This is a genomic window from Leptospira hartskeerlii (genome assembly GCF_002811475.1).
GTDB lineage: Bacteria > Spirochaetota > Leptospiria > Leptospirales > Leptospiraceae > Leptospira_B > Leptospira_B hartskeerlii.
The window spans coordinates 28915-52812 of the sequence record NZ_NPDL01000005.1 but is presented as its reverse complement, the minus strand read 5'-3'; the positions used below and the strand labels follow the sequence as shown (position 1 = coordinate 52812).

General features: G+C 41.8%; 21 protein-coding genes, 1 tRNA gene and 1 pseudogene. 13 read left to right on the top strand and 10 right to left on the bottom strand.

What is annotated here, in order from left to right; translation table 11 throughout:
* Positions 1-48 precede the first annotated feature (48 nt).
* Positions 49-780 (bottom strand): annotated as a pseudogene (locus CH352_RS19150) (diguanylate cyclase); the annotation flags it as partial.
* A 199-nt stretch (positions 781-979) separates the two neighbouring features.
* Here CH352_RS19150 and CH352_RS10260 point away from each other — a divergent pair.
* Positions 980-1052: transfer RNA gene (locus CH352_RS10260), tRNA-Met, on the top strand.
* 119 nt (positions 1053-1171) lie between these two features.
* Here CH352_RS10260 and proC read toward each other — a convergent pair.
* Genes proC through CH352_RS10245 form a run of 3 tightly spaced genes read right to left on the bottom strand, consistent with a single transcriptional unit; the run spans position 1172 to position 3308 of the window.
* Positions 1172-1951 (bottom strand): pyrroline-5-carboxylate reductase, encoded by a 780-nt coding sequence (gene proC, locus CH352_RS10255; protein WP_100707035.1) that lies wholly within the window; start codon positions 1949-1951, stop codon positions 1172-1174.
* Complete coding sequence (locus CH352_RS10250) at positions 1948-2613, bottom strand: YggS family pyridoxal phosphate-dependent enzyme (protein ID WP_100707034.1); 666 nt, start codon at positions 2611-2613, stop codon at positions 1948-1950. The genes proC and CH352_RS10250 overlap by 4 nt, the downstream gene beginning before the upstream one ends.
* A 14-nt stretch (positions 2614-2627) precedes the next feature.
* Complete coding sequence (locus CH352_RS10245; RefSeq protein WP_243396344.1) at positions 2628-3308, bottom strand: hypothetical protein; 681 nt, start codon at positions 3306-3308, stop codon at positions 2628-2630.
* 99 nt (positions 3309-3407) lie between these two features.
* Here CH352_RS10245 and CH352_RS10240 point away from each other — a divergent pair, with 99 nt between their 5' ends.
* A complete protein-coding gene (locus tag CH352_RS10240) occupies positions 3408-4148 on the top strand; it encodes a flagellar filament outer layer protein FlaA (protein WP_100707032.1) in 741 nt (246 codons plus the stop codon).
* On the opposite strand, the gene CH352_RS10235 is transcribed toward CH352_RS10240, so the two are convergent.
* The gene (locus CH352_RS10235) at positions 4120-4737 is read right to left on the bottom strand and encodes an HAD family hydrolase (RefSeq protein ID WP_100707031.1); all 618 of its coding nucleotides are present in this window, start codon (positions 4735-4737) and stop codon (positions 4120-4122) included. The genes CH352_RS10240 and CH352_RS10235 overlap by 29 nt on opposite strands.
* 6 nt (positions 4738-4743) lie before the next feature.
* Here CH352_RS10235 and CH352_RS10230 point away from each other — a divergent pair, with 6 nt between their 5' ends.
* Both CH352_RS10230 and nadE read left to right on the top strand, forming a co-directional pair.
* The gene (locus CH352_RS10230) at positions 4744-5976 is read left to right on the top strand and encodes a 3-deoxy-D-manno-octulosonic acid transferase (RefSeq protein ID WP_100707030.1); all 1233 of its coding nucleotides are present in this window, start codon (positions 4744-4746) and stop codon (positions 5974-5976) included.
* Between the two features lie 75 nt (positions 5977-6051).
* A complete protein-coding gene (nadE, locus tag CH352_RS10225; protein ID WP_100707029.1) occupies positions 6052-7941 on the top strand; it encodes an NAD(+) synthase in 1890 nt (629 codons plus the stop codon).
* Here nadE and CH352_RS10220 read toward each other — a convergent pair.
* Positions 7938-8660 (bottom strand): LIC_20245 family lipoprotein, encoded by a 723-nt coding sequence (locus CH352_RS10220; protein WP_243396343.1) that lies wholly within the window; start codon positions 8658-8660, stop codon positions 7938-7940. The genes nadE and CH352_RS10220 overlap by 4 nt on opposite strands.
* A gap of 94 nt (positions 8661-8754) precedes the next feature.
* Between CH352_RS10220 and CH352_RS10215 the strand changes: the two genes are divergently transcribed.
* The 6 genes from CH352_RS10215 (at position 8755) to recJ (ending at position 14095) form a co-directional block, all read left to right on the top strand.
* Positions 8755-9444, top strand: coding sequence for an LIC11073 family putative lipoprotein (locus tag CH352_RS10215; protein ID WP_100707027.1), 690 nt, complete (start codon positions 8755-8757; stop codon positions 9442-9444).
* The gene (rsmI, locus tag CH352_RS10210; RefSeq protein WP_100707026.1) at positions 9441-10190 is read left to right on the top strand and encodes a 16S rRNA (cytidine(1402)-2'-O)-methyltransferase; all 750 of its coding nucleotides are present in this window, start codon (positions 9441-9443) and stop codon (positions 10188-10190) included. The genes CH352_RS10215 and rsmI overlap by 4 nt, the downstream gene beginning before the upstream one ends.
* 12 nt (positions 10191-10202) lie before the next feature.
* A complete protein-coding gene (locus tag CH352_RS10205; protein WP_008592868.1) occupies positions 10203-10526 on the top strand; it encodes a flagellar biosynthesis anti-sigma factor FlgM in 324 nt (107 codons plus the stop codon).
* 83 nt (positions 10527-10609) lie between these two features.
* On the top strand, positions 10610-11779 hold the full coding sequence (locus CH352_RS10200) for an iron-containing alcohol dehydrogenase (RefSeq protein WP_100707025.1): 1170 nt from the start codon (positions 10610-10612) through the stop codon (positions 11777-11779).
* Between the two features lie 73 nt (positions 11780-11852).
* Entirely contained in the window at positions 11853-12173 is a 321-nt protein-coding gene (locus CH352_RS10195; protein WP_010515397.1) for a bactofilin family protein, read from the top strand.
* A 2-nt stretch (positions 12174-12175) separates the two neighbouring features.
* Entirely contained in the window at positions 12176-14095 is a 1920-nt protein-coding gene (recJ, locus tag CH352_RS10190) for a single-stranded-DNA-specific exonuclease RecJ (RefSeq protein ID WP_100707024.1), read from the top strand.
* A gap of 5 nt (positions 14096-14100) precedes the next feature.
* On the opposite strand, the gene pcnB is transcribed toward recJ, so the two are convergent.
* Positions 14101-15582 carry a polynucleotide adenylyltransferase PcnB gene (gene pcnB / locus CH352_RS10185; RefSeq protein WP_100707023.1) on the bottom strand — a complete coding sequence of 494 codons (1482 nt, stop codon included), beginning with the start codon at positions 15580-15582 and terminating at the stop codon, positions 14101-14103.
* A gap of 59 nt (positions 15583-15641) precedes the next feature.
* Between pcnB and CH352_RS10180 the strand changes: the two genes are divergently transcribed.
* Positions 15642-16658 carry a M23 family metallopeptidase gene (locus tag CH352_RS10180; protein ID WP_100707022.1) on the top strand — a complete coding sequence of 339 codons (1017 nt, stop codon included), beginning with the start codon at positions 15642-15644 and terminating at the stop codon, positions 16656-16658.
* Between the two features lie 72 nt (positions 16659-16730).
* The gene (locus tag CH352_RS10175; protein ID WP_100707021.1) at positions 16731-17693 is read left to right on the top strand and encodes a prolipoprotein diacylglyceryl transferase; all 963 of its coding nucleotides are present in this window, start codon (positions 16731-16733) and stop codon (positions 17691-17693) included.
* Between the two features lie 21 nt (positions 17694-17714).
* Here the strand turns inward: CH352_RS10175 and CH352_RS10170 are convergent, their stop codons facing one another.
* Both CH352_RS10170 and CH352_RS10165 read right to left on the bottom strand, forming a co-directional pair.
* A complete protein-coding gene (locus tag CH352_RS10170) occupies positions 17715-19091 on the bottom strand; it encodes a cytochrome c biogenesis protein CcdA (RefSeq protein ID WP_423789703.1) in 1377 nt (458 codons plus the stop codon).
* 260 nt (positions 19092-19351) lie between these two features.
* On the bottom strand, positions 19352-21268 hold the full coding sequence (locus tag CH352_RS10165) for an alginate export family protein (protein ID WP_100707019.1): 1917 nt from the start codon (positions 21266-21268) through the stop codon (positions 19352-19354).
* Positions 21269-21504: 236 nt separating this feature from the next.
* On the opposite strand from CH352_RS10165, the gene CH352_RS10160 reads away from it, so the two are divergent.
* The gene (locus CH352_RS10160) at positions 21505-22263 is read left to right on the top strand and encodes a hypothetical protein (protein ID WP_100707018.1); all 759 of its coding nucleotides are present in this window, start codon (positions 21505-21507) and stop codon (positions 22261-22263) included.
* Between the two features lie 52 nt (positions 22264-22315).
* Here the strand turns inward: CH352_RS10160 and glnA are convergent, their stop codons facing one another.
* Positions 22316-23737: a type I glutamate--ammonia ligase gene (gene glnA / locus CH352_RS10155; protein WP_100707017.1), complete on the bottom strand. Its 1422-nt coding sequence runs from the start codon at positions 23735-23737 to the stop codon at positions 22316-22318.
* Positions 23738-23898 lie beyond the last annotated feature (161 nt).

The following is a 23898-nucleotide window of genomic DNA, read 5'->3' as shown; positions in this document are numbered from 1 at the left end:
TTCTATTACATTTTTGCGCGTAGATTTTATCTTTCTTGCTTCAACTTAGATCAACACCTGGTCCCCTGCTTGGTGCCCATGAGTATCATTGAACTTTTTGAAGTTGTCCACGTCGGTGAATAGAAGAGCAAGATTCGTTCTCTTTTTACGGCAACGTTCCATTTCTTCTTTGAGCTTGGTCTGGAAATAGTGATGCACTTTCAAACCTGTCATCATATCAACGGTAGCAAGTTCGTACAATCTAGAGTTCTCTACTGCAATTCCTGCAAGAGTAGAAAGAGTGGTGAGGAAGTCTCTGTCTTCTTCCATCCATTCTCCCATGGTAATCTTTTCACCCAAGAGAAGAAGTCCGTTCACTTTTCCTTTTGCATTCAAAGGAATGATCAGGTCTCCGCCGATTCTTCTTAAAAATTCCAGTTCAGGACTTAAACCCATAGACTCCTCTACTTGATCAGGAGTCATAGCTTTAAGTTTGGTTTCTAAAAAAGTAACCAAAGGCGCGTCTGTTTTGATTTTGAATCCTGCATCGTCTTCTGCAAGATCGAATCCTTTAAAGCTAGGTTCTAATTCGAAATAATTGGAGTCAGCTTCCGGTGCTAAAAAGATAGCCGCACTCAAAGTTTGAAGTTGAGCTAAACAAATATTTAAAATAGCATCAATTAGATACTTATAATCCAGTGTGGAATTAAGAGCCTTACTGATCTCGAGAAGTTGTTTCTGATCATAGATCTTCTTCTCATAATATTCGATCATCAATGGATCATTGTCTTTTCCGATCAACTGTGGAATCTCCCAATACAAAATTGAAAAGATAATTTATTTCGCTAATCCGTTTCTTCGCCTACGGACTTTGAACATTTTCCGTGAAGTCGATCCGCGAGAGGTAGTAGCATCAAAAAGCTTTCCTCCGGGAAATCAAACTCTTTTTGCTTTTTCGTTTGACTTTCAGCCTGGGTTAAGGAAACATGGTTTTAGACGCCGCGCGGTGGAGCAGCCGGTAGCTCGTTGGGCTCATAACCCAAAGGTCACAGGTTCGAATCCTGTCCGCGCTAGAGCGTTTTACATCAAATCAATATCCTCAAAAGTAGACAAAGAGACGTTTTATTTCTACCTTTTCTACTCTTTCCTTATAAAAAAGAAACAAATCCTTTTATTTGCTAATCCTTTCTATTTAGTTTCCTAACTCCTTAGAACGTTCAGTTGCTCTTTTCACTGCAGAGATAACAGCAAAGGGAAACTTATTCTTCTCCAACTCTTCCAAACCTGCAATTGTAGTTCCGCCAGGAGAAGTTACTTTATTTTTCAAAACTTCAGGATGAGTATCAGGATTCTTTTCCAATTCTTTTGCAAGTAATTCCGCACCACCTATCACAGTTTGTATGGAAAGCTCTAATGCTTGAGAGTATGTCAAACCGGAGGCAACTCCACCTTCTGCCAAACTTTGGATAAACCGAAGTACATAAGCAGGGCCCGAACCGGAGAGTCCAGTCACAGCATCCAATAGTTCTTCTTTAGAAAGTTCCAAACAATAAGAGATTGGTGAGAAAATCTCCTTTAGACTTTCGTATAGTTCCTTATCTCCGTAGTAACCCAACGCGCCCTTCCCTACGAGAATAGGGAGATTCGGCATGATACGTACTACCTTAGATCCAACAGGAGCAGAAGAAGAAAGTATCTTTGTGTCAATGCCTGCTGCCACAGATAGAATTGCTTTAGGAGCCTCTAAAGATCTAAGAGTTTTAGAAACCTCTGCAGGTTTTATTGCTAAGATAAGAAGATCCGCTTTCTTTTGGAAATTGGACCAATCAGATTCCAAAACCATTCCCTCTGCTTTTTTTGGATCTAGATAAGGATCATAACCGATCACATCAATTTTTCTAGATTGGAGAGAATGATAGATCGCTCCTCCCATATTCCCGCAGCCTATGATACCAATTTTATTATATTTCATGTTCTTTCTCCGAATATTGCGGTTCCGATCCTAAGATAATCGCTACCTTCTTCCAATGCAATCCTGTAATCGCCTGACATTCCCATGGATAACTTTCCTTGGGGGCAAAATTCTTTTCGAAGCTCGGCAATCTCTCTAAACACTTTGCGGGTTTCTTCCGGATCGCCTGAGCTTGGACCCATTGTCATAAAACCTTCTAATATACAGAACTCAGAGCTGAGAGTTTCTTTGTTTCGAAGAAGGCCCAAAACTTCTTCTTTCGAAAATCCTGATTTCGAATCTTCTTTTGTTAGATTGACTTGTAGGAAGTAACGTATCTTCCAGCGGTCCCCGTCCATTCTTCTTTTCAATTCCTCTAGGACTTTTTGCGAACCTACTCCATGAACGAATGAATAAAGTCCTGCATATTTTCGGATGTGAGAAGATTGTACGGGACCTATATGATGTAGTATAAAATCTTTTTCAGGTTTTCCCAAGTCGGAAAATTTTTCGATCCCTTCTTGGACTCTATTTTCGCCGAAATGGATTACTCCTCCGGCAATTGCTTCTTGGACTTTTTCTTTGGGTTGGAATTTAGAAACTGCGATGAGTGTTGGAGTTCCTACAGGTTTTAGGGACTCCAGTTCTTGAATGATCGTTTTATAATTTTCTGAAACTCCCACGACTTTCTAGGAAACTATTCTGACTTGGACTTTTTTTTCAGACCGGAAACTTCCTGTTCCAAGATTTCCACACGTTTACGTAAGGAGATCTTACTCTTCTTTTTAGGTGATCCGTTTTTCATTCCCAATTTTTTTTCTAAACGCCCTACTCTTTTTTCCAAAGAATATATCTTAGCATTTACTGAAGAATGAGCCATTCTTCTTTTCTTAATCTTTTTAGAATGACGTTTTTCTTTTTTGAGTTTAGGACCGTCGTCGTATTCCACTAAACTTTCGTCCCTAATTTTTGTTCTAGGACGATCCATCTCTTCTCTTTTAGGAAGATCAGTAGTTTCAGTAACCTTTGTCTCCGGTTTCTCAGAAGTTTTTGTAGAGAGTGGATCCTTCTTCTCTTTTCCTAAACCTGGCTCATAGTCTTTTGGCAAAGGTTGAGAAGAAGGTTCGGTGACAGTATCCTTAGGTTTGGAAAAATCAGAGTCAAAGTTTTGGTTCGGAGAAGATAGATCTTTTCCGTCAGGTACTTCTTCCGGAGTAAGAATGGTCCGCTCTGGCTGGGACTTCTCCTCTACTTGGACATTTTTGTCCTTATACCAAGCTGCGATCCGATCCCTTTCCACATATAAATAAAATGCAAGAGATCCAAGTAGCAGAATTAGAAGTCCGCTCAGTAGGATTTTGAGAATATCCCGGTTCATAAAATACCTTTTAGAATTATCGGCTTTGAAAACACCGGAATTCGGCAAAAAACCCGGCTTCTTATTAGGAGATCCACAAAATCTACCGAAAGATCTAGAGTGATCCGGACCGTTCTATTCTGCCTTTGCCTAAGTTTATGGATCCTTCCTAAACCGACCTGGGCACCTCCCGTCAAAAGAGACCAAGACGAGGCAAGCAGAGTCCTTCAATTAGAAAAAGTACTAATCGATTGGAAGCATTACAATCTTTTTCTAGTGGATTCTTTCGAAGGAGAAAGACCTTGGGAAGTTTATAGAGGAGTTTCCTTCTTAAATAGGATAGACTATGTTTCTCAGGTCCCGGACTCCCAAGCATTCCTAAAAGAAAGAGAATTATACAAGGCATCTCCCAAAGAAGAATACAGATCCATGATGGTCCAAACATTCTTCGAAAATCCTAAACATGAACATCTGGAGATTAGACCTAAGGAACCGATCCGTCTCCCGATCGGAATTCCAACAAGAGTGTTTTTCTGGGCTTACTCAAATAATCATAACGTGGTTTTAGAATTGGTATTTCATCAGAAAAAATCCAAAGAGATCGTCATTGAATTAGGAGATCTTAAGTTTGATGGTTGGAAAAGAATAGAGACCCAAATTGCAGTTCCCGCAAAAAATATCAGGCTAAACCAATCTCTTAGATTTCCTTTGGAGCTCGTTTCTATCCGGATCAAACCGAATCCTTTCCAACCAAAAGGTGAATTTTATTTTTATATGGATCGTTTAGGAATATTGATCGATAGCAGAGAAGAATCTTATCCTGGAGCAGAGGTCAAAGACAATTGGGGTACTGCTCTGTAAGGAACTCCTTCAGCTCTCCCGGTTTTTTAGGATTAAACTTAAATGCATTCCAGTTCATATAACCAGCGACTTCCACATTGGTCGGATTATCATCTATGAATACATAATCTTTTCCGGGAAAATCAGTCTCTATCCATTGGAAATATTCTTGGGCAGGTTTTCGGACACCCATCTCACAGGAAAAATACAAAGCATCCAAAGAATGCAAAAGTTCTCCTATCTCTGGAAATTTCATAACTTCTTTGTACCAGATCGAATAATTACTAGCGAGAATCACTGAAAAACCTTTGGACCTTAAACTTTTTACGATCTCCAAAGTTTCAGTGATAGGAGTGATCTTGGAAAACATCTTTTCCTTTAGATCCTTAGGATGAGGAAGTCCCTTATCCTTATGAGAATCCAAATAAAATCTCCGGAAAAAATCCTCTTCTTCAATTCTTCCCATTTCGAAATCTAAGAAGGCTTGCTTTTCCCGACCGTTCTTAAAATCTTCCCAATGTTCTCTGGGCAAAAGTTCTTTTAAGGCCAGATGGAATGGGTCCTGGATCAGGGTATCCATTAGGTCGAATACAAAAAGAGGAGATCTCATACCACTATGCTAATAACGTATCGGATTTTGACGATCCTTCTTTGGCCCTGGATTTTCATTTTCTCATTACTCATTCCGGGCGCAAAAAATTTTCTAAAAACCAGAAAGGAAGATAAAAGAAGGATACTCTCCTACCCATTCGCGCCCAAAGCCCAAAAAGTAATTTGGTTACACGCAGCCTCGGTTGGAGAACTGGACCAGTGCAAAGCGCTCGCTTTAGTATATAAGAAGAAGGAGCCGGAAACTTTTCTTCTTCAAAGTGTATTCTCCGATTCGGTTAGAGATTCTAGTCTGGAAGCTTTTCCTGCAGATCTGAAATTTCGTCTTCCTTTAGATTTTCCTTGGAGTTATGATTTTATCTTAGATAAATTTTCACCTCAAGTTTTAGTGTGTATGGCCTGGGATCGCTGGCCTAATTTACTTTTAGCTGCTAAAAGAAGAAGGATCCAAACTATCCTTGCTTCTGCAGTCATCACTCCTCCGAAAGGATTTCTAAAGAGAAAATTCTACAAGGCAGCATTTTCACTATTTGATAAAATTTTAACTTCTCATTCTTCCGGAGAAGAGAAGTTCAAAGAATTACTCGGTAAAAATTTCATCAAGACATTGGGAGATTCCAGATTCGATTCTGTGATCCAAAAAATAGAAACAAGCCAAAGAGAATTTAAAAGACCCAAAAATTATCCATTCTCTCCGGTATTTTTACTCGCCTCCACTTATGAGCCTTGTGAAAAATTGCTTCTTCCTCTTCTGAAAGAACCTTCTCTCAAAAACACTGCGTTTTGGATCTTCCCACATAAAACGGATCCTGCAAGGATCACTCAGTTAGAATCCAAGATCAGATCATTTACTGACGATTATACTTTGTATTCTCATGCTGAGTTTGATTCTATTTCTTCTAGAGTGATCTTATTCGATGTACTCGGGATATTGGCCCATGCATATAGAGCCGCAGATTTTGCATACGTAGGCGGGGCTTTACATAATAGAGTTCATAATGTTCTGGAACCTGCTTACTTCGGACTTCCACTTTTAAGCGGCCCAAGGATCACACATGCTCCGGAGGCAATAGAGCTAAATCATAGAGGCGGACTATTCATTATCCGTACCAAAGAAGAAGTTTTAGAAATACTGCAACTAAGCTCAGAAAGAAGAGAAGCAATTCGTTTTTCAAATCGCCAATTTGTGGAAACAGGCAGAGGAGCCGCAGAAAGGATTTACGAAGAGATTCGAAGATAGGCGGCCTATGTTGGAACTCCTACGTCGACGAAATATCCTTGTCTCTAAGTCCCAATTGAGGATACTAGGAGCGAAATGTCCGTCTATCGTTGCACAGCAGTAAGTTTAAAAACGACCGCCTTAGATTTTAAAGGAAATCGAGAGAAGATCCTGGCTGCAATCCAAGCCAACGAAAATTCTTCTTTGATCCTTTTTCCGGAACTCTGCATTTCAGGCTATGGTTGTGAGGACACTTTTTATTTTCCCTGGGTTTGGGAACAATCCTGGAAAAGTCTTTTGGAGATCGCAAAAGCGACATCCGGCAAAACTGTCATTGTTGGACTTCCATTCTTCCAAAGCCCTTATCTATTCAATGTATCCGCAGTTTTGCAAAATGGTAAAATACTAGGACTCGTCCCAAAACAAAACCTGGCTCAAACTGGAGTACATTACGAAAACAGATGGTTCACAAAAGGAGAAGAATCCAGAAATTATGCGATCACTCCTGACGGATCAGAACTTCCTTTCGGTTCCTTACTTTTTGAAAGTGCAGATTTCAATTTTGGAATTGAGATCTGCGAGGACTCCTGGGTCCAAACAAGACCCGGTCAATATTTGGTAGAAGCTGGAGCGGATCTCATCCTTTCTCCCGGAGCTTCCCACTTTGCTTTGGGAAAACAAGAGATCCGTAAAAAAATGTTCTCGGAGTCTTCTCGCAGTTCTTCCACTGCAATTCTTTATGCAAATTTGGATGGGAACGAATCAGGCCGTCTGATCTTCGAAGGCGGTTGTATGGGGATCGTAGACGGAAATGTAAAACAAGAAGGTCCCAAACTTCATTTTACGGATTTTGAAAGTACACATTTGGATCTAGACTCTACCGAACTTAGATCTAATCGTGCAAGAAATTTTAGATCGTCCGGCACAAGAGAATTTAGATCCAGAGGAAAAGGCCTGCAAAGAATAGAGATACTTCCTCTCAAAACCCAAAAGAATTTTAATAATTCAGTCCAAGTCTACAAATCGGATCTGTTCCAAGATTTCACCAGAGCAACTTCTCTTGGTCTATTTGATTATCTGATCAAATCCAAAACGAAAGGTTATACTTTATCACTTTCAGGAGGAGCGGACAGCGCTGCCTGCGCACTTCTTGTAAAGGCCGGAATTTTATTCTCTGAGAAAGAACTAGGATCCAAATATTTGGAATCCTTAGGCTTAGAGCCTAAAAATCTTCTATTCACTCTTTTCCAAGGAACGGAAAACAACTCGGAACAAACCAAAAATTCTGCAAAACAACTTTCTGAAGAATTAGGTTTTACTCATGCAGAGATCACAGTGGATTCGGAAGTAAAATCCATGTTGGAAAAAATTTCTTCAGTGAAGGGTTTGGTCCCGAATTGGAAAGATCATAATCTTGCACTCCAAAATATACAAGCAAGGGTCAGATCTCCCCTTGTCTGGTTGCTTGCTAACCTGAACGGGCATCTTCTACTTTCCACAGGAAATAGAAGTGAGGCAAGTGTAGGATATACCACAATGGACGGGGACTCTTCCGGATCTGTTGCACCTCTTACAGGTGTGAGTAAAGAATTTGTACTTTCTTGGCTAAAGAATATACACGAAGGAAAAGATATTATTCTTCCTAAGGTAAATGCACTGGAAGGAATTTTAAATTCTAAACCTACCGCCGAACTAAAACCACTTTCCGAAAAACAAGAAGACGAAAAGGACCTAATGCCTTATCCTCTTCTCCAAAAATTAGAAAGGAATTTTGTATTCCTCGGAAAATCTCCTGATAATCTTTTAGAGTCCCAGGAATGGTCCGACGCAAAAGAAGCAGAAGAAGGCAAAAAGAAATTTTTGAAATTATTCTCCGCAAGCCAATGGAAAAGAGAAAGGCTTCCACCTTCTTTTCATTTGGACGAATACGGTTTGGATCCTAAGTCCAGCTTCCGTTTTCCGATCTTGAGCGAGATTTCTTTTTAAAGCCCAGCTTGTTCGTAAGCTCTTTGCTTATCCTTTTGCACTTGTTCCAATTGTTGGATCATAGTTTGTTGGATGGTCTCTAATTTTTTCTCTTGTTCCGGATCTCCGGATCCTTTTTGCAGATCCACCAAATATTTTACGATCTCCAATCTATCCTTGGATTGTTTCTCCATATAATCGTAATATGTTACTGTTTGGTCCTTGGACGCTGTGCGGCTTAAAACTGCTCTAGTCGCTTCGGATACTCTTTGTTCGAAAACTTTTCTTTGTTCTTTTTCCGCTGGGCTCATGCGGCTTGGAAGAAGAGAGTTATTTGGAAACTTCTCCTTTAATTGGGCGAACCTTTCCATCTCTTCGTTTGTGTATGGTTTTCCAGTTTGAGGATTTACTGGGTTATTCGAATCAGCCGCCGGCGCTCCAGGTTTATTTTCGGAAGAAGGTTCCCCCCCTACCTCAGGTTCACGGTATTCCGCTTTACCGGCCTTATAAAAATCAGAATTGGAATCGAACAAGGAAGGATCGGCACCCGTTTTCCCGTTCCCGGAGCTTCCGGAACTAGATCCCATTCCTCCACCAAAAACGCTTGCAAGAGCTTCCGCTTCGCTTTGTTTATTTTTGGAGTCTAATTTGTCGTCATCGGTCCAAAATAAGATCACCAATAAGAAGATGAAGAATACTATAAAAACTACGGAAATTAATAATGTTCGAACTCTAGTCACGATGAGGGAGCCCCATTTTTTTAGTTGTAAGACCACTCCAAGGTCGAATTCTATCCTTGTGGGTTGTAAATTTAGAATCCAACATACCCTAAAGATGGGCAACCTAAAAACCCCTGTCGTTCAGGCGGTTTTATTCTCGTTTTTTTTGTTTTTTGCCTCTTGCGGAACGAATACTGAGGTGACCCAGTCCCCTTTTGTGTTCTTAACTCCGGTTGGAGTTCCCCAGATTTTTTCCATCACTGCTAAATACGACAATATTGATACTCATAAGCCAGAGTACGATCTAAAGTATTATATCACCAATATGGAACCTCAGTTCGTTGGTTATAATCTTTATATCACTTTTGCGATCCCTTCTGCGGGAGAAACTCTAAGTAACGCAAATCTTTATCTAGAAAACGGGGTCCAACCTTCTTTCCCTCAATTGGCGTTCCAGGCCTCTACTTCTAATGTAGTAACTCAAGGAATCGAAAATTACCAGCCATTCTCTCCAGTGCAGATGTTCCAAAAATGTGAGGTTTATACTTTCACGTTAAGAGCATTATTGAATACAGGCATCACTTCTAATATGTCCACTCCGATTACAAGATGTAGTTCTATCTATCCGGACCATTGCGGGACAAACACCAGTTGCAATCCTACTGCTTGCACAGTGGCGAGCTGCTCTACTTCTACACAATCTCTTTGCCCTGTCGGAACCGCTTGTAATCCCTGCACAAAGGGAGTTGCCGCAACAGGTTGCGCTTGCCCTGCGGGTCAATCTCCGCCGGGTTGCAATCTATGAGCGAAGCTCCTGCTTCTAAATTTACCGTCCAACCAGGGGCCGCTTACGTAGTCGCCACTCCCATAGGAAATTTAGAAGATATTACTTTTAGAGCAGTACAAGTGCTCAAGCAGGTAGATATCATCTATTGCGAAAATTCTTCTCATAGCAGAAGGCTTCTACAGACGTACGAAATTTCTACCCAAACTAGGACTCTATATAAAGACCAAGGTGCTGAACCTTATAAAGGGATTATAGAAGATCTGAAATCAGGAAAGACCTTGGCTCTAGTTTCGGATGCAGGAACTCCAGGAGTCTCAGACCCAGGCTCCCAACTGGTTCGGATCTTAAGAGAGGAGAATATTCCAATCGTTCCGATCCCGGGAGCAAGTGCACTTACTTCGATGCTTTCTGTCTCAGGTTGGCAGGTGCAACCTTCTCTCTTCTTAGGTTTTTTATCAGAGAAGAAGGGCAAAAAAAGAAACCAACTCAAGGAATGGGAGAACTTCGAAGGAGTGCTTACCATCTTCGAATCGGTCCATAGGATCAGAGATACTCTTTCTGCGATCAGGGAAATTTTTCCAAATTCTCCTATTCTTTTAGGGAGAGAATTGACCAAAATTCATGAGGAAATCCTGAAAATAGAACCCGCTGAGGACCTGGAATCCCTGAAATTCCCGGAAAAGGGCGAATTTGTAGTATTAATCTATACAAATCCTAAAAAAATGCTTAACGGACGTGTCGGATATGCCGATACTTTAGAGTGAGAGGGAAAACCCATGACTATCGACAAAATAGGCGGCATTGGCGGAGGATCTTACGAGCCACGTAAGTCGACTCCTGTACGCAAATCTGAATCTAAGGAATCATTCGACAATATTTCTATTTCCGACACTGCAAAACAAAAGGCTTCGGAAGCTCGTATCCAAGCGGAAGTGCAAACGATCGCACAAAAGATCGTAGCAAGTCCGGTAGATTCTGAGCGTTCTACCAAGCTGAAAGAAGTGAAGGAAAAACTTAAGAACGGAGATTACGATAATCTCAGCCCTGAGATCTTAAACGCAGTAGCTGATCGTATCGCAGAATCTTTTTTAGGCCGTTAATCCATAATTAAAATCCGGAATTGTTTCCCTTGGATTCCGGATTTTTCATACTTCCTCTCAATTAAAAGGGAGAACGACACACAATGCCGATACTCCCCGACTGGATCAATTTTAGTTTTCCCACCAAAATCCATTTTGAAGTCGATTGCGGCTTTAAAATGGGTAACTTCGTTAAGAATATCGGCAATCGTGCGGTCATTCTCTCCACTCAAAGTGAGTTGGAGAATATGGACGAGTTCTCCATCATCAAAACTTCTTTAGAGAAACATATAGATGGTGTCATTCTCTACGACAATATAGAAAAAGAACCTACATTAAAAGAGTTAGATACTGCCGCCTACTTCGCGAGGATCTCAAACGCAAACTGTATCATAGGTTACGGCTCTTACGAAAGTTTGAATACTGCAAAGTTAGTTGCACTTCTTGCGAATAACGACGCGTTCGCAGAAGATGTTTTTATTCTTAAAAAAAATCTAAGGCTCAAAAAACCTATCCCTCTTATTCTGATCCCTACTCATCCGGTCATGGGATTAGAATGTTCTCCTACTGCTACGGTTTACATGGATGACGATAGGACCGTTCGTTATTTTGCCAACGAGTTCCTTTTTCCTGAGATGGTGATCGCCGATGCTAAGATCAGCAGTTTTATGACTTCCGCAGACGTTGCGAAAGTTGGAGTGGGAATTTTAGCCGCCGCTGTGGATAGTATTCTTTCTAAATATTCGAACGAACTTACAAACTCTTCTTCTTTGAGAGCGATAGAGATTATTTATAAAAACTTGGTTCCCGCCATCAGGGATCCGAAAAACTTGCAGTATAAAAATGCGATCTTCGGCGCTAGTTTGCTTGTAGGAATGTCCCATTCTTCTAGTTCATTAGGACTTTGTTATGCACTTTCCTTGGCTGCTTCTAACCTGACAAACTTGGATGTTTTCCAGGCAATGTCCATTCTTCTTCCCCACGTAATGGAATATAACCTTACCTCCTCTGCAGGTAAGTATGTAATGATCGCAAAGGCCTTAGACGAGGACATCACAAATATCTCGGTGATCGAGGCTGCCATCAAAGCGGTAGAAGGGATCCGTAAAATTTATATAGAACTCAAGATCCCTCAAAGGCTTTCTGAATACGAAGTACGTAAGATAGATTTGCCAGGGATCGCAAGTCTTGCTTCTTCTTTTCCTTTCTTGGACTCACTCCCTCGGGAACTTCCTAAAAACGAGATCGAAACGATTCTAGTAGCTGCGTTTTAGTTTCGCAAAAAAACGGATTTATGCCTTTGAAAAACATTTGAAAGGCCTGGTTAGGGTCCAAGAATGGAGACTCATGAGCGAAGAATCCATAGACACGATTATCGGGGAAGACATCCAATTCCGAGGCAAACTACGTTTCAACAACGCGCTGAAGATCAAAGGCCAGTTCAAGGGCACCATTGAGACCACAGGATCTTTGATTGTTGGAGAGACAGGTAGAGTCGAGGCCGATATCGAAACAGGCACCTTGGAAATCGAGGGAGACCTAAAAGGAAATATTAGCGCTGCCTCTAAAGTTTCCGTTCGCAAGACCGGAAAGTTAGTTGGAGATGTTCGCACTCCGGATCTGGAAATAGAATCGGGAGCAAAATTCAGCGGAAATTGCATCATGTAATTATGCTCCAGCATGGACCGGATTTTCATAACCTACCAAATTCTTCCATCCAAGGCCTAACTCCCCTCCAATCCCATGTGTTCCGGACAAAGTTCGGAGGGGTTTTCAATCCCGGAGGGACTGATCCTTTTAAGATACTTAGCCAAAATATTGCAGATCTTCCTTCTCCGTTTTTATTACCGGACATGGATGATTCTATCCGCATTCTTCAAACTGCGGTTAAAGAAAATAAATCCATCTTACTTTATGGAGACAGAGACAGTGACGGAGTTTGCTCCACAAGTCTACTCGCCAATTTTTTAAGAGGAATTCATCCGGGAAAACTCACAGTAAAGACTTCCAGCGAAGAAGATTACGGGCTATGCGAACCTGCAATGAAATATGTGAGAGAAGTGGAACCGGACTTACTCGTGACCTTGGATTTCGGAACAAGCAATAGCGCCGAAATAGAAGAATTGAATGGGGAAGGAATGCAGGTAGTAGTCCTGGATCACCACGAGATCCCGGAAAGGATACCTTCTTCTTGTAAATTGATCTCTCCCAAAAGAGGTGATTCTCTCTACCCTACAGAAAAGATCTGCACTTCAGTTATCGCCTGGAAATTGATCACTGCTTGGCTTTATACTACATTAGAGAGTTATAATTCTTTGGTATGGATCCCGGACGGAGAAACATTTTTCAGCGGTTCTCTCGTAAAGAACGGGATTAAACTTTTTCAAGGTGATAAGTCGGAGGCGGAAAAACGTTTTGCAGGAAATTTTGTAGATTGGCCTACTACTTCTAAGACTCAATACCCTGAAAGAGAAGTTTTCTATTCTCAGATTTCTTCTTCTCCTGCGATCTGGGAACAGGTTCTTAAAAATCTAGACCTTGCTTCTATCGGCACGATCACGGATATGATGCCTCTTGTGGGAGAAAATAGGATCATAGTCAAAGAAGGTTGTTCGACTCTACAAAAGATCAAAACGGGAGAATTTTCTCATCGCCCAGGTTTGGAAAAACTTTTATCCCAATTAGATCTTAATAAGAAGAAGGTACTTTCCAGAGATTTAGGCTGGAGCATTGGTCCGGCATTGAACGCAGCAGGTAGAATGCAAAAAACGGAAGCAGCACTCGGGCTTCTTCTTTCCAACTCAGGGAAGGAGGCGGAGACTCTTGCAACGAACCTTCTAAAATTAAACGAAGAAAGAAGAGAGAGAACCAAAAGAAATTTATTCAGAGTAGAAGGTTTTCTAAAAAGAAAAAGGGAAAGAACGGAAAGGCCGATCCTTTTTTGCTACGAACCTGATTTTGAACCTGGTGTTTCAGGTATCGTCGCGACAAAACTCGTAGAACAATATAAAAGACCTGTTGTATTCATTGCACCCGACCATGGACACGCAAAAGGAAGTGTGAGAGCTTACGGACGTGAGAATGTTCTAAACCTTCTGAAAAAAGCTGAGAATATTTTTCACCAATTCGGTGGTCATAAAGAAGCGGGAGGATTTTCTCTTTCTATAGATCAGATCCCAAGACTTGCAGAAATACTTTTCCAAGAAGCAGGAAGTTGGCTGGAATCTGAAAAAGTTTCCGGCCTCCAAGAAGAGACTAAAAGTTTGGTGAGTCTCCGGCCACAAGAGTTGAGAGAAAATTTATACACAGAGCTTGGACTCTTCGAACCATTCGGTATGGAAAATCCCGCTCCGTTACTTTCCGTTAAAGGTGCAAAAATACTTTCGTATCGCCCTCTGTCGGACGGGAAACATGCAAGGTTCAAAATTTTGGCATCTTCCGAATCCATCCAAGCGATTATCTGGAATAAGGCGGAAGAATTTTCGGAAAGGTTAAGAGAAAAAGGTGAATTGGATCTTTGGGGGTGTTTGGAAGAAAACACGTTCAAAGGCAAGACAAGCCTTCAGTTCGTGATCCAATCTTTTACGTAATTCAATTAATCTTCCGATTCGTTAAAATCAGAATCTTCTGAACTTGATTCAGGTTGTGGCTTTGCACTTTCCCCGTTCTGGCGACCTCCCTTTCTGTTACGATCTTTAAATCGTCCACCGCCGCCTTCTTTCTCTTTACGGCCTCGGTTTGGACGTCCGCCCTGTTGTTGGCCGCCTTCTCTTCGGCCCCCGCCACCACCGATACTATTCGGTAGAACCGGTCTCTTGCGAAGAGAGATTTCCCAGAAGAATGCAGACTGTAGAGCCTTATCATTATTGTCCGCGATCGCATTGATCTTATACACATAAAATGCGTCGTAGAAGAAGTCTTTCTTGCGGAAAAAATTATTCTGGGAAGCTTTATCGTCTTCGATATGGGTGAATCTTTCCTGAGACGCGAATACCTTGATCAGTCTTTCTTTATCTTTTTTAGGAGTTCCTAATCTTTGGAAAATAGGCTCCAAAGATTGTTTTAAGGAAGCAACCAGGTGCCCCCCACTCTTCTTAGTTAAAGATTCTTCTGCAAGGTCGGAAAATAAAAGCGCATAAAATATTTGAGGAGTAAGCTCTTCTCTTTCGGAAAGAAGTTTGTCTGCGATTACTAAACGTTTTCCGACTCCGGTTTCCAGAAACTTGTCGCCGAAGTCCGGATTTTTACGGCGTTCTTTTTCGAATGCTTCTTTGAACAGAACTTCCAAAAGAGAATTTTGGGCCATTCCCTGGAAAATAAGAGAAGTTCTCCAGGTGCGGAAAATTTTATTATATTCTTCCAGCATACGAGAAGAAGAAGCTTTTTCAAGCTCATGTACATTCTTCTTAATAGATTTGGAAGTTCCCTTGTCTATTTTTAGACCTAAAAGTACGGCAAACTTTACTGCACGCAACATTCTGACCGGATCTTCTCTAAAGGAAATATCCGGATTTCCGATCACTCTGAGTTGTCTGCTCTGGATATCTTCGTATCCGCCCACATAATCCACGATGGAATCGTTACGAATATCATAGTATAACGCGTTGATGGTGAAGTCTCTTCTGGCGGCGTCTTCTTGTGGTGTTCCGAATTTGTTGTCTCTTTTGATCAGATAATCCTGATCTTCTACAGGTTTTCCGAAACGATGTTCAGGAAGAGAACGAAAAGTGCTGACCTCGATCACTTTTCCTTTGAAGAGAATATGAACGATCTTAAATCTGCGACCGATGATACGACAATTATTAAAGATTTTCTTAATTTGATTCGGAGTTGCGTTGGTGACTACGTCGAAATCTTTCGGTTTGCGCCCCAAAAGAAGATCTCGCACTCCCCCGCCTACGATGTAGGCCTTGTATCCGAATTTGTGAAGACGATGGATGATCTTTACAGCATCCTCGTCGATCATTGTCTTGCGGATCGGGTGCGCATCCCGGTAAAATCTCCGTCCCTCCGGATAAATAAGAATGTCGTCGACGGATCCTATTTTTTTCTTGAAGAGATTGGACAGAAATTTCATATGATGGGATAGTTAAGTCCTATAATCCCCGTCGGACCCCTACCTGCAAGTAAAAATCTATGAACAACGAGGCAAAGTTCGAAGACCGCCCCAGAGCCACAGAAAGGCTGAAGATCAAGTATCTTCGCTTCCGTTCTTCCTGGCTAAAAATCAAAGAAAAAGGCTCTCGCAAAATTTCTTTCCTACTCGTACCTCATGATCACGAAGCTGTGCTGAATGTAGAGCTAAGTGTTTTTATGGCCGCGTTTTTAGGAGTGCTCTCGGTTCTTCTTTTTCTGCTCGCGAGCGCATTTGTGGTCTACATGAACTTCTTCTTTGTACCAAATCGAGAGTTGATCCGAGAAACTGACAATAATGTTGGGCTATTTCTTTATTATAACTCTCTTCTCAAAGATGCTAAGAAAGAAATTTCCGGTCTAGAAAAAAAGACGGAACAGTTAAACCTAGTCGCTTGGGAAGAAGTTCCCTGGAAAAGAATTCTCACCTTCGATTATGTACCTGAGTTCAGCTTAAAGAAGAATGTTCCGGAATCTTCGACTAACATGGATCTATATTCTGATACAGTCGAAGGTTTCGCAGAAAGAAATATTGAATTATACAAGATCAAACATGCCTTCCAAAACGCATTCGATTACTTGGAGGAAAGAGAATCCATTTTATACGCAATGCCAAGAGGTCGCCCCTTAAAACCTGGAGTAGGATTTGTGACTTCTACCTTTGGAGGAAGGGTGGATCCATTCGGTCTAGTGGAGATGGGAGAGTTTCACTCAGGTATTGACTTTGCTGCTGGCGAAGGAATTCCGATCTATGCTACAGCTCCTGGCGTGATAGAAGATAATGGACAATCAGCGGGTGGGCTTGGAAAAAGTATTCGTATCAATCACTTGAACGGATTTTATACAGTGTACGGACACTGCTCAGTCGTCTTTGTAGAAAAGGGACAGTTAGTAACAAGAGGCCAACATATAGGCAATGTAGGCTCCACAGGAAAGGCCACAGGACCTCACGTGCATTACGAGGTCCATATAGGTTATGATCCTCCTATGGACCCTGCAGAATTTGTGAATATGGAATAAATTTTAATCTCTCCGAAACTTTCCCGATTCGGGGAACGAATATAAGGGAAAAAAGATCCAACAGAAGGAACCATGTATAAAGTCATAGATATTCCCGGACTAGTACCTTTCGTCCAGAAATACATCAGCAGCGGCTGGGAAGGAATTTCCACATTCAGTATTTTAGTAGTGATCGCCTTTTTGGCGGCTTCTTATTTTTTACCTAAAGAATTAGAAAGAAAACATCTGGATCCAACCCATGCGGATTGGCTTTTGATCTTAGGTGTTTTCGGAACATTCGTAGGCGCTAAGGTATTTTTTATCTTCGAAATTTGGGACCAAGTATTCGTGGATACTCCCGGTTTTGATGGAAAGTATTTATACCCGCTCACCCACTTCGATGGTTTTCCAGGTCGTCCAGGACTTTGGTCCAGTTTATTTTCCGGAAGCGGTCTGGTATTTTACGGAGGGTTCCTTTTCGGGATCTTATTCATCAGCTTATACATGATCCAAAACAAATTGGATGTAAAGGCATACTTGGACGCGGCAGTTCCGAGTATGGCATTGGGTTATGCGATCGGTAGATTAGGATGCTTTGTTTCCGGAGACGGTTGTTACGGATTTGCGACTCATGCGGACATTCCACTTTTAACATTCACCTATTGGCCAACGAGTGCAGTTCCAAGTGGTGTTCCGGTTTGGAATACACCGGTTATGGAATCAGCTATATCTTTTCTATTCTTCATCTACTTCCAGAAATGGGCAAGGTTCCAGAACTTCAAAAGATTTAGCTTGGGAGCTCAGTATCTAGTATTGCACGGGCTTGCAAGATTAGGAATAGAGTTCTTGAGAGTGAACAAGGCAGTGATCCCATTCTTCGATCCACCGGTTCAATCAAACATTCCTGGAGCGAGTGGAGAAACCACTACCTTCTTAAACGGATACTACTGGCACGGATTCTCTCAATCTCAGTATGTATCGATCGCGATCATTCTGGTTGGTATATACTTTGTAGTGAAATGGAAACTCTGGAAAAAGGAACCGGTCCCAGCTTAAAGAAAATTTAATTCGCGCGCCTCATTCTCCGGAGGCGTGGAACTTCTCCCCTTTGATCGTCCGGATCATATCCGCAGTATTTAGGTAATTCGTAGTTTTAAAAAGAACCTTCCCATCGGGTGAGAAGATCACAAAGAATGGAAGTCCAATTTTCAGTTCAGGAAATCTAGGATCGTTCTCATATATTAGAAAATCCTTATCATCGTCCCTGATTTTTAAAAGAATAGTTTTTCCGAGTGCCTGGTTCAAGTCCGTATCGGATAAAGTCAGATCTTCGAATGCTTTACAGTTAGAACACCAATCCGCATAAAAATCCGCAAACACCAAACGATCTTCAGTACGAGCTGTCTCGAATGCAGTATCGGAAATTCGATGCCACTCTAGATTTCCGTGTTCCTCTACCACATCCTTCTTTATACCTCCCGGAACAGTCCCCCATCCCGCGAGTCTGATAAGGATCGCGCTAGAACAAATAAGTCCTGTCAGAAGTAATGCCTTCTTCATTCTTTCCGTACGTAGAAGTGATGTCGGCTGGTAAAAATAAGCAGTGATCAAAACTCCAAGTGCAGCGGCCAAAATTCCAAGACTCAGATCAAACGGAACAGACCATAATTGCATTGCCTTGTTGTAATAAGACCAAGCAAAGTAGAAGACCACAAATCCCAGAACGATCTGTATCCATCTGGTCCATCTCCCGCCACGAGGAAGAGAAAGTCCGAACACTCCTAAAAATAAAAACGGTAACCCTAAACCAAGTCCGAACAATGCCATCTTGAATGCGGAAACCGCTAAAGAATAACCGCTAATACTTTGGACCCCAGCCGTCACTTGGATCAAGATCGCAACTACGATCGGGCCAACGCAAGGAGAAGAAAGAAAACCCGCTCCCATTCCCAAAAGGAAAGTCCCTTTCCAACCTTGGCAACCTTTCCACTCTTTCACAGGAAAAATCGGTAGATGCAAAATTCCTAATGAAGCAAGTCCCAATAAAAAAATAATTACGGCTAAGAATAGATTGGTTCCAGGATATCTTAAAACAGTATTGAATGCTCCACCCGAAATCCCTGCCACGAGTCCGAAGCAAAAATACATGGATGCGAGCCCGGCATAATACACAAGAGGATGGAACATTTTGTTCGTGGCAGTTTCTCCCCTTGCCTTAATGATCCCAACGGTGATCGGGTACAAAGGGTAAACGCAGGGAAGAAGGCTCGCACAAAGTCCTCCCAAAACCAGAAAGATCGCGGAGTGAAATCCAAACTCTGAACCGGAAATTCCCGTCTCCAACCATCTGTTGATGGAAGAAATCCAGGATTCCGAAACTACCTGGGATTGAGCTTGTAAGGAACTAGTAAGAAAAAGGAAGAATATTAGAAGTCCGGCTCTTTGGCCAAACATTGAGGAGAGAAGGTTCCGAATTTTCTTCATGAGATGGACGATTAGACCCTAACAGGATTTGTCTTTCTCCTAAGTTTCATTATCGGCTCCATAATCTCGAAACCAAATTGCGATTTCTAAAACTATGGTCAATCCTGAATTCCCAGATCGGTGACACCTTGGATTTGGTCCGTACTTGTTTGGACGAGGCGGAACGAGAGAAAGGAAAGAAAAAGCCCGATCCTTTTCTAAAAAAAGACCGGGCCTGAAGCTTTTACACTTTAGATGGCGAACTGAAGTGTGAGTGAGAAATAGGTACTATTTCTATCGATATTGAATTGTTTTTGGTTTTTGATCGCGTCTCCCGCATAAAGAACGGTAGCTCCCGCCCAGATCGAGAAGTAATCGTTAATCTTCTTGATATATATCAGATCATATTCTAATAAAAGTCTGTGTCCAGGTTGCCAATTTTTCAGGAAAGGATTGTTGGCATAGTTTTCGGTGCTTCCTGTAACAGTCTTGTTCGCGAGAAAATCTCCATTAGCGTCGAATCCAGTATTTCCAGTAACTGCGTTTCTGTTACCGTCATACCAAGCATCTTGGACTTTATCCTTGCGAATATCGTAAACAGCGAAAATGAATCTTCCCCAAGTATCATCATAGTATTGGATATGAATAGAAGAAGTTCTTACGTTCGCCCAGAAGGCAGCGTTTGCGATACCATTCCCTGAATCGAAATAAGGGAATCCACCGGATCTTGTAGCAAATAAAGGATCCCAGGTTGCAGATTTTCCGTCAGCTCTGTTCGGGTCACCGGAAGCTCTCGCGAATTGAGCTCCCACACGGAAACCTTTATATGTATAACCTGTTTGAGCCAGAAAGAAGGAAGCGTCATGCTGGACAGTTTCCTTGTAAGCAGCATGTTTGTTTGTTCCGGATCCGATTTGAGTATTCAAAGTATCCCAAGAGGCATCTATTGTTTGGCCAGTACTTCCTGTTTGGGCTGCGTATTCTAATCCCCAGTCCCAAGATTTTCCTGCGGGAAGACTTCTTCCCGAGGCAGTCCTGTTGCTCAAACGAATACCTGTGGTGAATAGATTATCTCTGCCGTTCGTTCTTTCGTTCGGATCCACAAGAGCGCCCGTTGCCGTAGTAGTATTATACTTTTTGATAACACCGATCTCGTAAAGATCTACTACTAACTCTTCCGAAGGTTTCCAAGTATTGTATAAGAAAGCCAGGTATGTATCGTTAAGAGCTTTTGCTCCACCGACTTTCTGGTTGTTTGCAGTTACAAATCCGTTCGGACCATTACTTTCTTCTGCGAGAACAGTATAACCGGCATGAGTGGACCAGGTTTTAGTATCGAACGCTACTCTAATTCCGTCAAAAGAGTTACCGATCTGGCTATCATTACGAGCACCAATGATCCTGGAATCTCCGTAAGAGAAAGTCTGACGGCCTAAATACATTTTTGTATAAGGAAGAAAATCCTTCCAGATCACATAAGCTTCTCGGATATCCGTATTATTTTTTACCGGGATCGTGCTTCCGGGCGCATACGCAGTCCCGATAGAATTCGTAAAAGAAGTAGGCCCATATCCTGTTCCACTTGGATCTTTATACTGCCCGTACAGACGAGTGTCTTGGATGGTCAATTTTACGGCGAAGGATTCGTTGATATCCAAAAGAGTCCAGAATTGGCTATTTTGCGTAACGTAGTTTTTAGAATCGCTCGTAGATTTATCGAAATCTTGATTATTAAAATTTTCGAATCTAGGACGGATCTGCAAACCGAAACGAAGGTTATCAGTGATCCAAAGATTGGGACTTTTTCTAACCGTATCTTGGTGTTCCGGAGTTAATAACAAAGTTCCGAGCAATTCCCCATCTAACTTAGCTTTCCAAGGACTTTTATAAGGAACCGCAGGAGCCTTATCTTTTTCCTTAACTTCCGCATTAGTAGTAGCAGTGGCTGCAGGAGTTTGGGCAGAAGGAGTAACAGTTTTCTCCTCGGAAGCCGGAGGCTTAGCTGGAGTTGTTTCTGCCTGAGTCACTGTTTCTTGCTTAGGAGGCTCTACGCCTTGGGCCCAAAGAGTCCCCATTCCAAAAAATCCGAAAAACAAAAAGAGTCGGACTGGTAAGAGTGAATATTTTTTGTTCCGACTCGGTCGGCTCATAATTGTATTTTTTAACATAATAGGGAGTCCCTTATTTTGGATTAAAATCCAATATAGCGGATATAAATCAGAGTTTAGCAGATTTTGTAAACAATTTATTTGATATTTTCTTAGATTTTTCGACCTTCAGTCGCTTTTTTGAACCTTAAATTACCCGATAAGCCTGACAAATCGTCATTATCTCTGCTAAAGTAGAATATGCTAAGCTTCTTTTCCATCCAGGATTGCGCGGAAAGGCCGATGATTAAAATAGAATGCTTAGAAAGACAAAATGCATAGCCAGAGCGAGTATCCTAGTCTTTCTACTATTTTCTCCTACATTACAAAAATTGAATCCAATCCCAGTCTCTATCAGCACAGAGCCGGACTTGGATTATAATTACGAATATGAGAAGAATGGTGTATATACCAAGTTCTCCGACTGGGTACCTTATAAACTCCATAAATGGGAGCCGAAGTTTTTAGAAGACTATTATGAGATGTATGGGCTCAAACTTCATTACAAAGAGAATGAACTCAGAAGGAATATATTCTTCCTAAAAGCAGGCTTACAAAAAAGATTCAGACATCCTAGAAACGCGCTCTGCAGGGTAACGAACGAAGAAGAATATCATAAATACAGACTTCTGATCTTCATGCATATGAATCTGCAGATCATGAGATCCTATATGAGGATCGCTTCTCAATTCGATAAAAGGCATTTATATTTTTATAATTTAGATTTTGCTCACGAGCTAAAGCAATCCTTCGAAGTAGCTGATTCATTCTACAAGGAAGCTATTCCTTATTGGGAAGCCTCCAGAAAATACGCCGATCAGGCTTCTGAGATAGATTACGATCTGGATCTAGGCACTATAGAAACGGAAAGATACGAGATTATCACAGGTAAGCTGGACTTCGGGCAGATCATTTCGGACCATAGAGAAAGGCTAACTAAAAAGAGAGAAACCGTTGGCGCATATCTGGCTAAATACCCTGAGGCGGATAAGCCGAATCTAGATCAGATCCCATAAAAAAACCCCGAGAAAATCTCGGGGTTTTTTAATCCATACTGCAATCTTACGATTAGCAAGAATAAGTAGTAAGGAACTCGAATGGGTGAGGACGTCCTTCCCAAGGCCAAATTTCGGTTTCAAATTTGTATGCTTTGTAGGTTTGGATGAAGTCTTCAGTAAATACATTTCCTTTTTTGAAAATTTCTTTACCAGCCAACATATGCTCAACTGCTTCTCTAAGAGTGTGAGGCATTTGTTGGATTCCCTTCTCACGGATCTCATCTAGAGAAAGTTCGAACAAGTCTTCTTCCCGAGGAGGTCCCGGATCGATTTTGTTTTGGATCCCGTCAAGTCCTGCCATAAGCAACGCTGCAAATGCAAGATAAGGGTTCGCAGAAGAATCTGGGAAGCGGAACTCAACACGTTTAGCTTTTTCACCGCTAACGAACGGAATTCTCGCGCAAGCGGAACGGTTCTGAGCAGAGTAAGCTAAGATCGCAGGAGCTTCGAATCCTGGAAGAAGTCTTTTATAAGAGTTAGTGGAAGCGTTAGTGAAAGCAGCTACAGTTTTTCCGTGCTTCAATACACCACCGGTATAGTTAAGAGCAAGCTCGCTTAAACCTTGGTATCCGTTTCCAGCAAATAAGTTTTTGCCGTCTTTCCAAATGGATTGGTGGCAGTGCATACCGTTACCGTTGTCTCCGTAAAGAGGTTTAGGCATAAAGGTTGCAGTTTTTCCCCATTTATGAGCAACGTTCTTAACAACATATTTCAGTTTTTGAACGTTATCTGCTGCTTCAATAAGAGTTCCGAATTTAACTCCGATCTCTCCTTGAGCCTGAGCAACCTCGTGGTGAACCACGAAAGTTTCCATTCCGATCTTGTGAAGGGTTTTAACGATATCTGCACGAAGATCCACTTGTGAATCCACAGGAGCTACTGGGAAGTAACCACCTTTGGTTCCTGGACGGTGTCCGGTGTTGATGGAACCTGGCATATCAGTGTGAGAGTTCCAAATACCTTCGGAAGATTCTAACTCATAATATTGGATATTGATCGCGTCTCTTACTTTCAAACCATCGAAAAGGAAGAATTCATTTTCTGGTCCAAAATATACGGTATCGCCGATCCCGGTATCTTTCAGGTATTTCACCGCATTTTTAGCGATGGAACGAGGGCATTTTTCGTAAGCTTGGTTTTTATAGATGTCCCAAACATCGCAGAATACTACAAGAGTAGGATCTGCAGTGAACGGATCCAAAAAGATGGAAGTCGGGTCAGGGATCAACTGCATGTCCGATTTATGGATCGGCTGCCAAGCAGGGATGGAAGAACCGTCGAAAGGAAGTCCTTTAAGAGTAGTTTCGTCTACGGAATCTACGTGGTAAGAAACGTGGTGCCAAGCTCCTTTAATATCCGTAAAACGGAAATCATAGAAAAGAACCTTGTTCGCTTTCGCGAAAGCGATCACTTCTGCGGCATTTTTCGCCATTGATACTTATCTCCTATATGTTTGTACTAGGGGTCTCTAATTCGCACGCGAAAAGCGTGTCCTGCTTATGTTTATGCAAGAGATGTGCCAAATCCTAATACCCATCTTGCAAGTATCGTCCCTCCCTATAAAAAAAGAAGGAGCCCCTAGAAAAGCAGTCC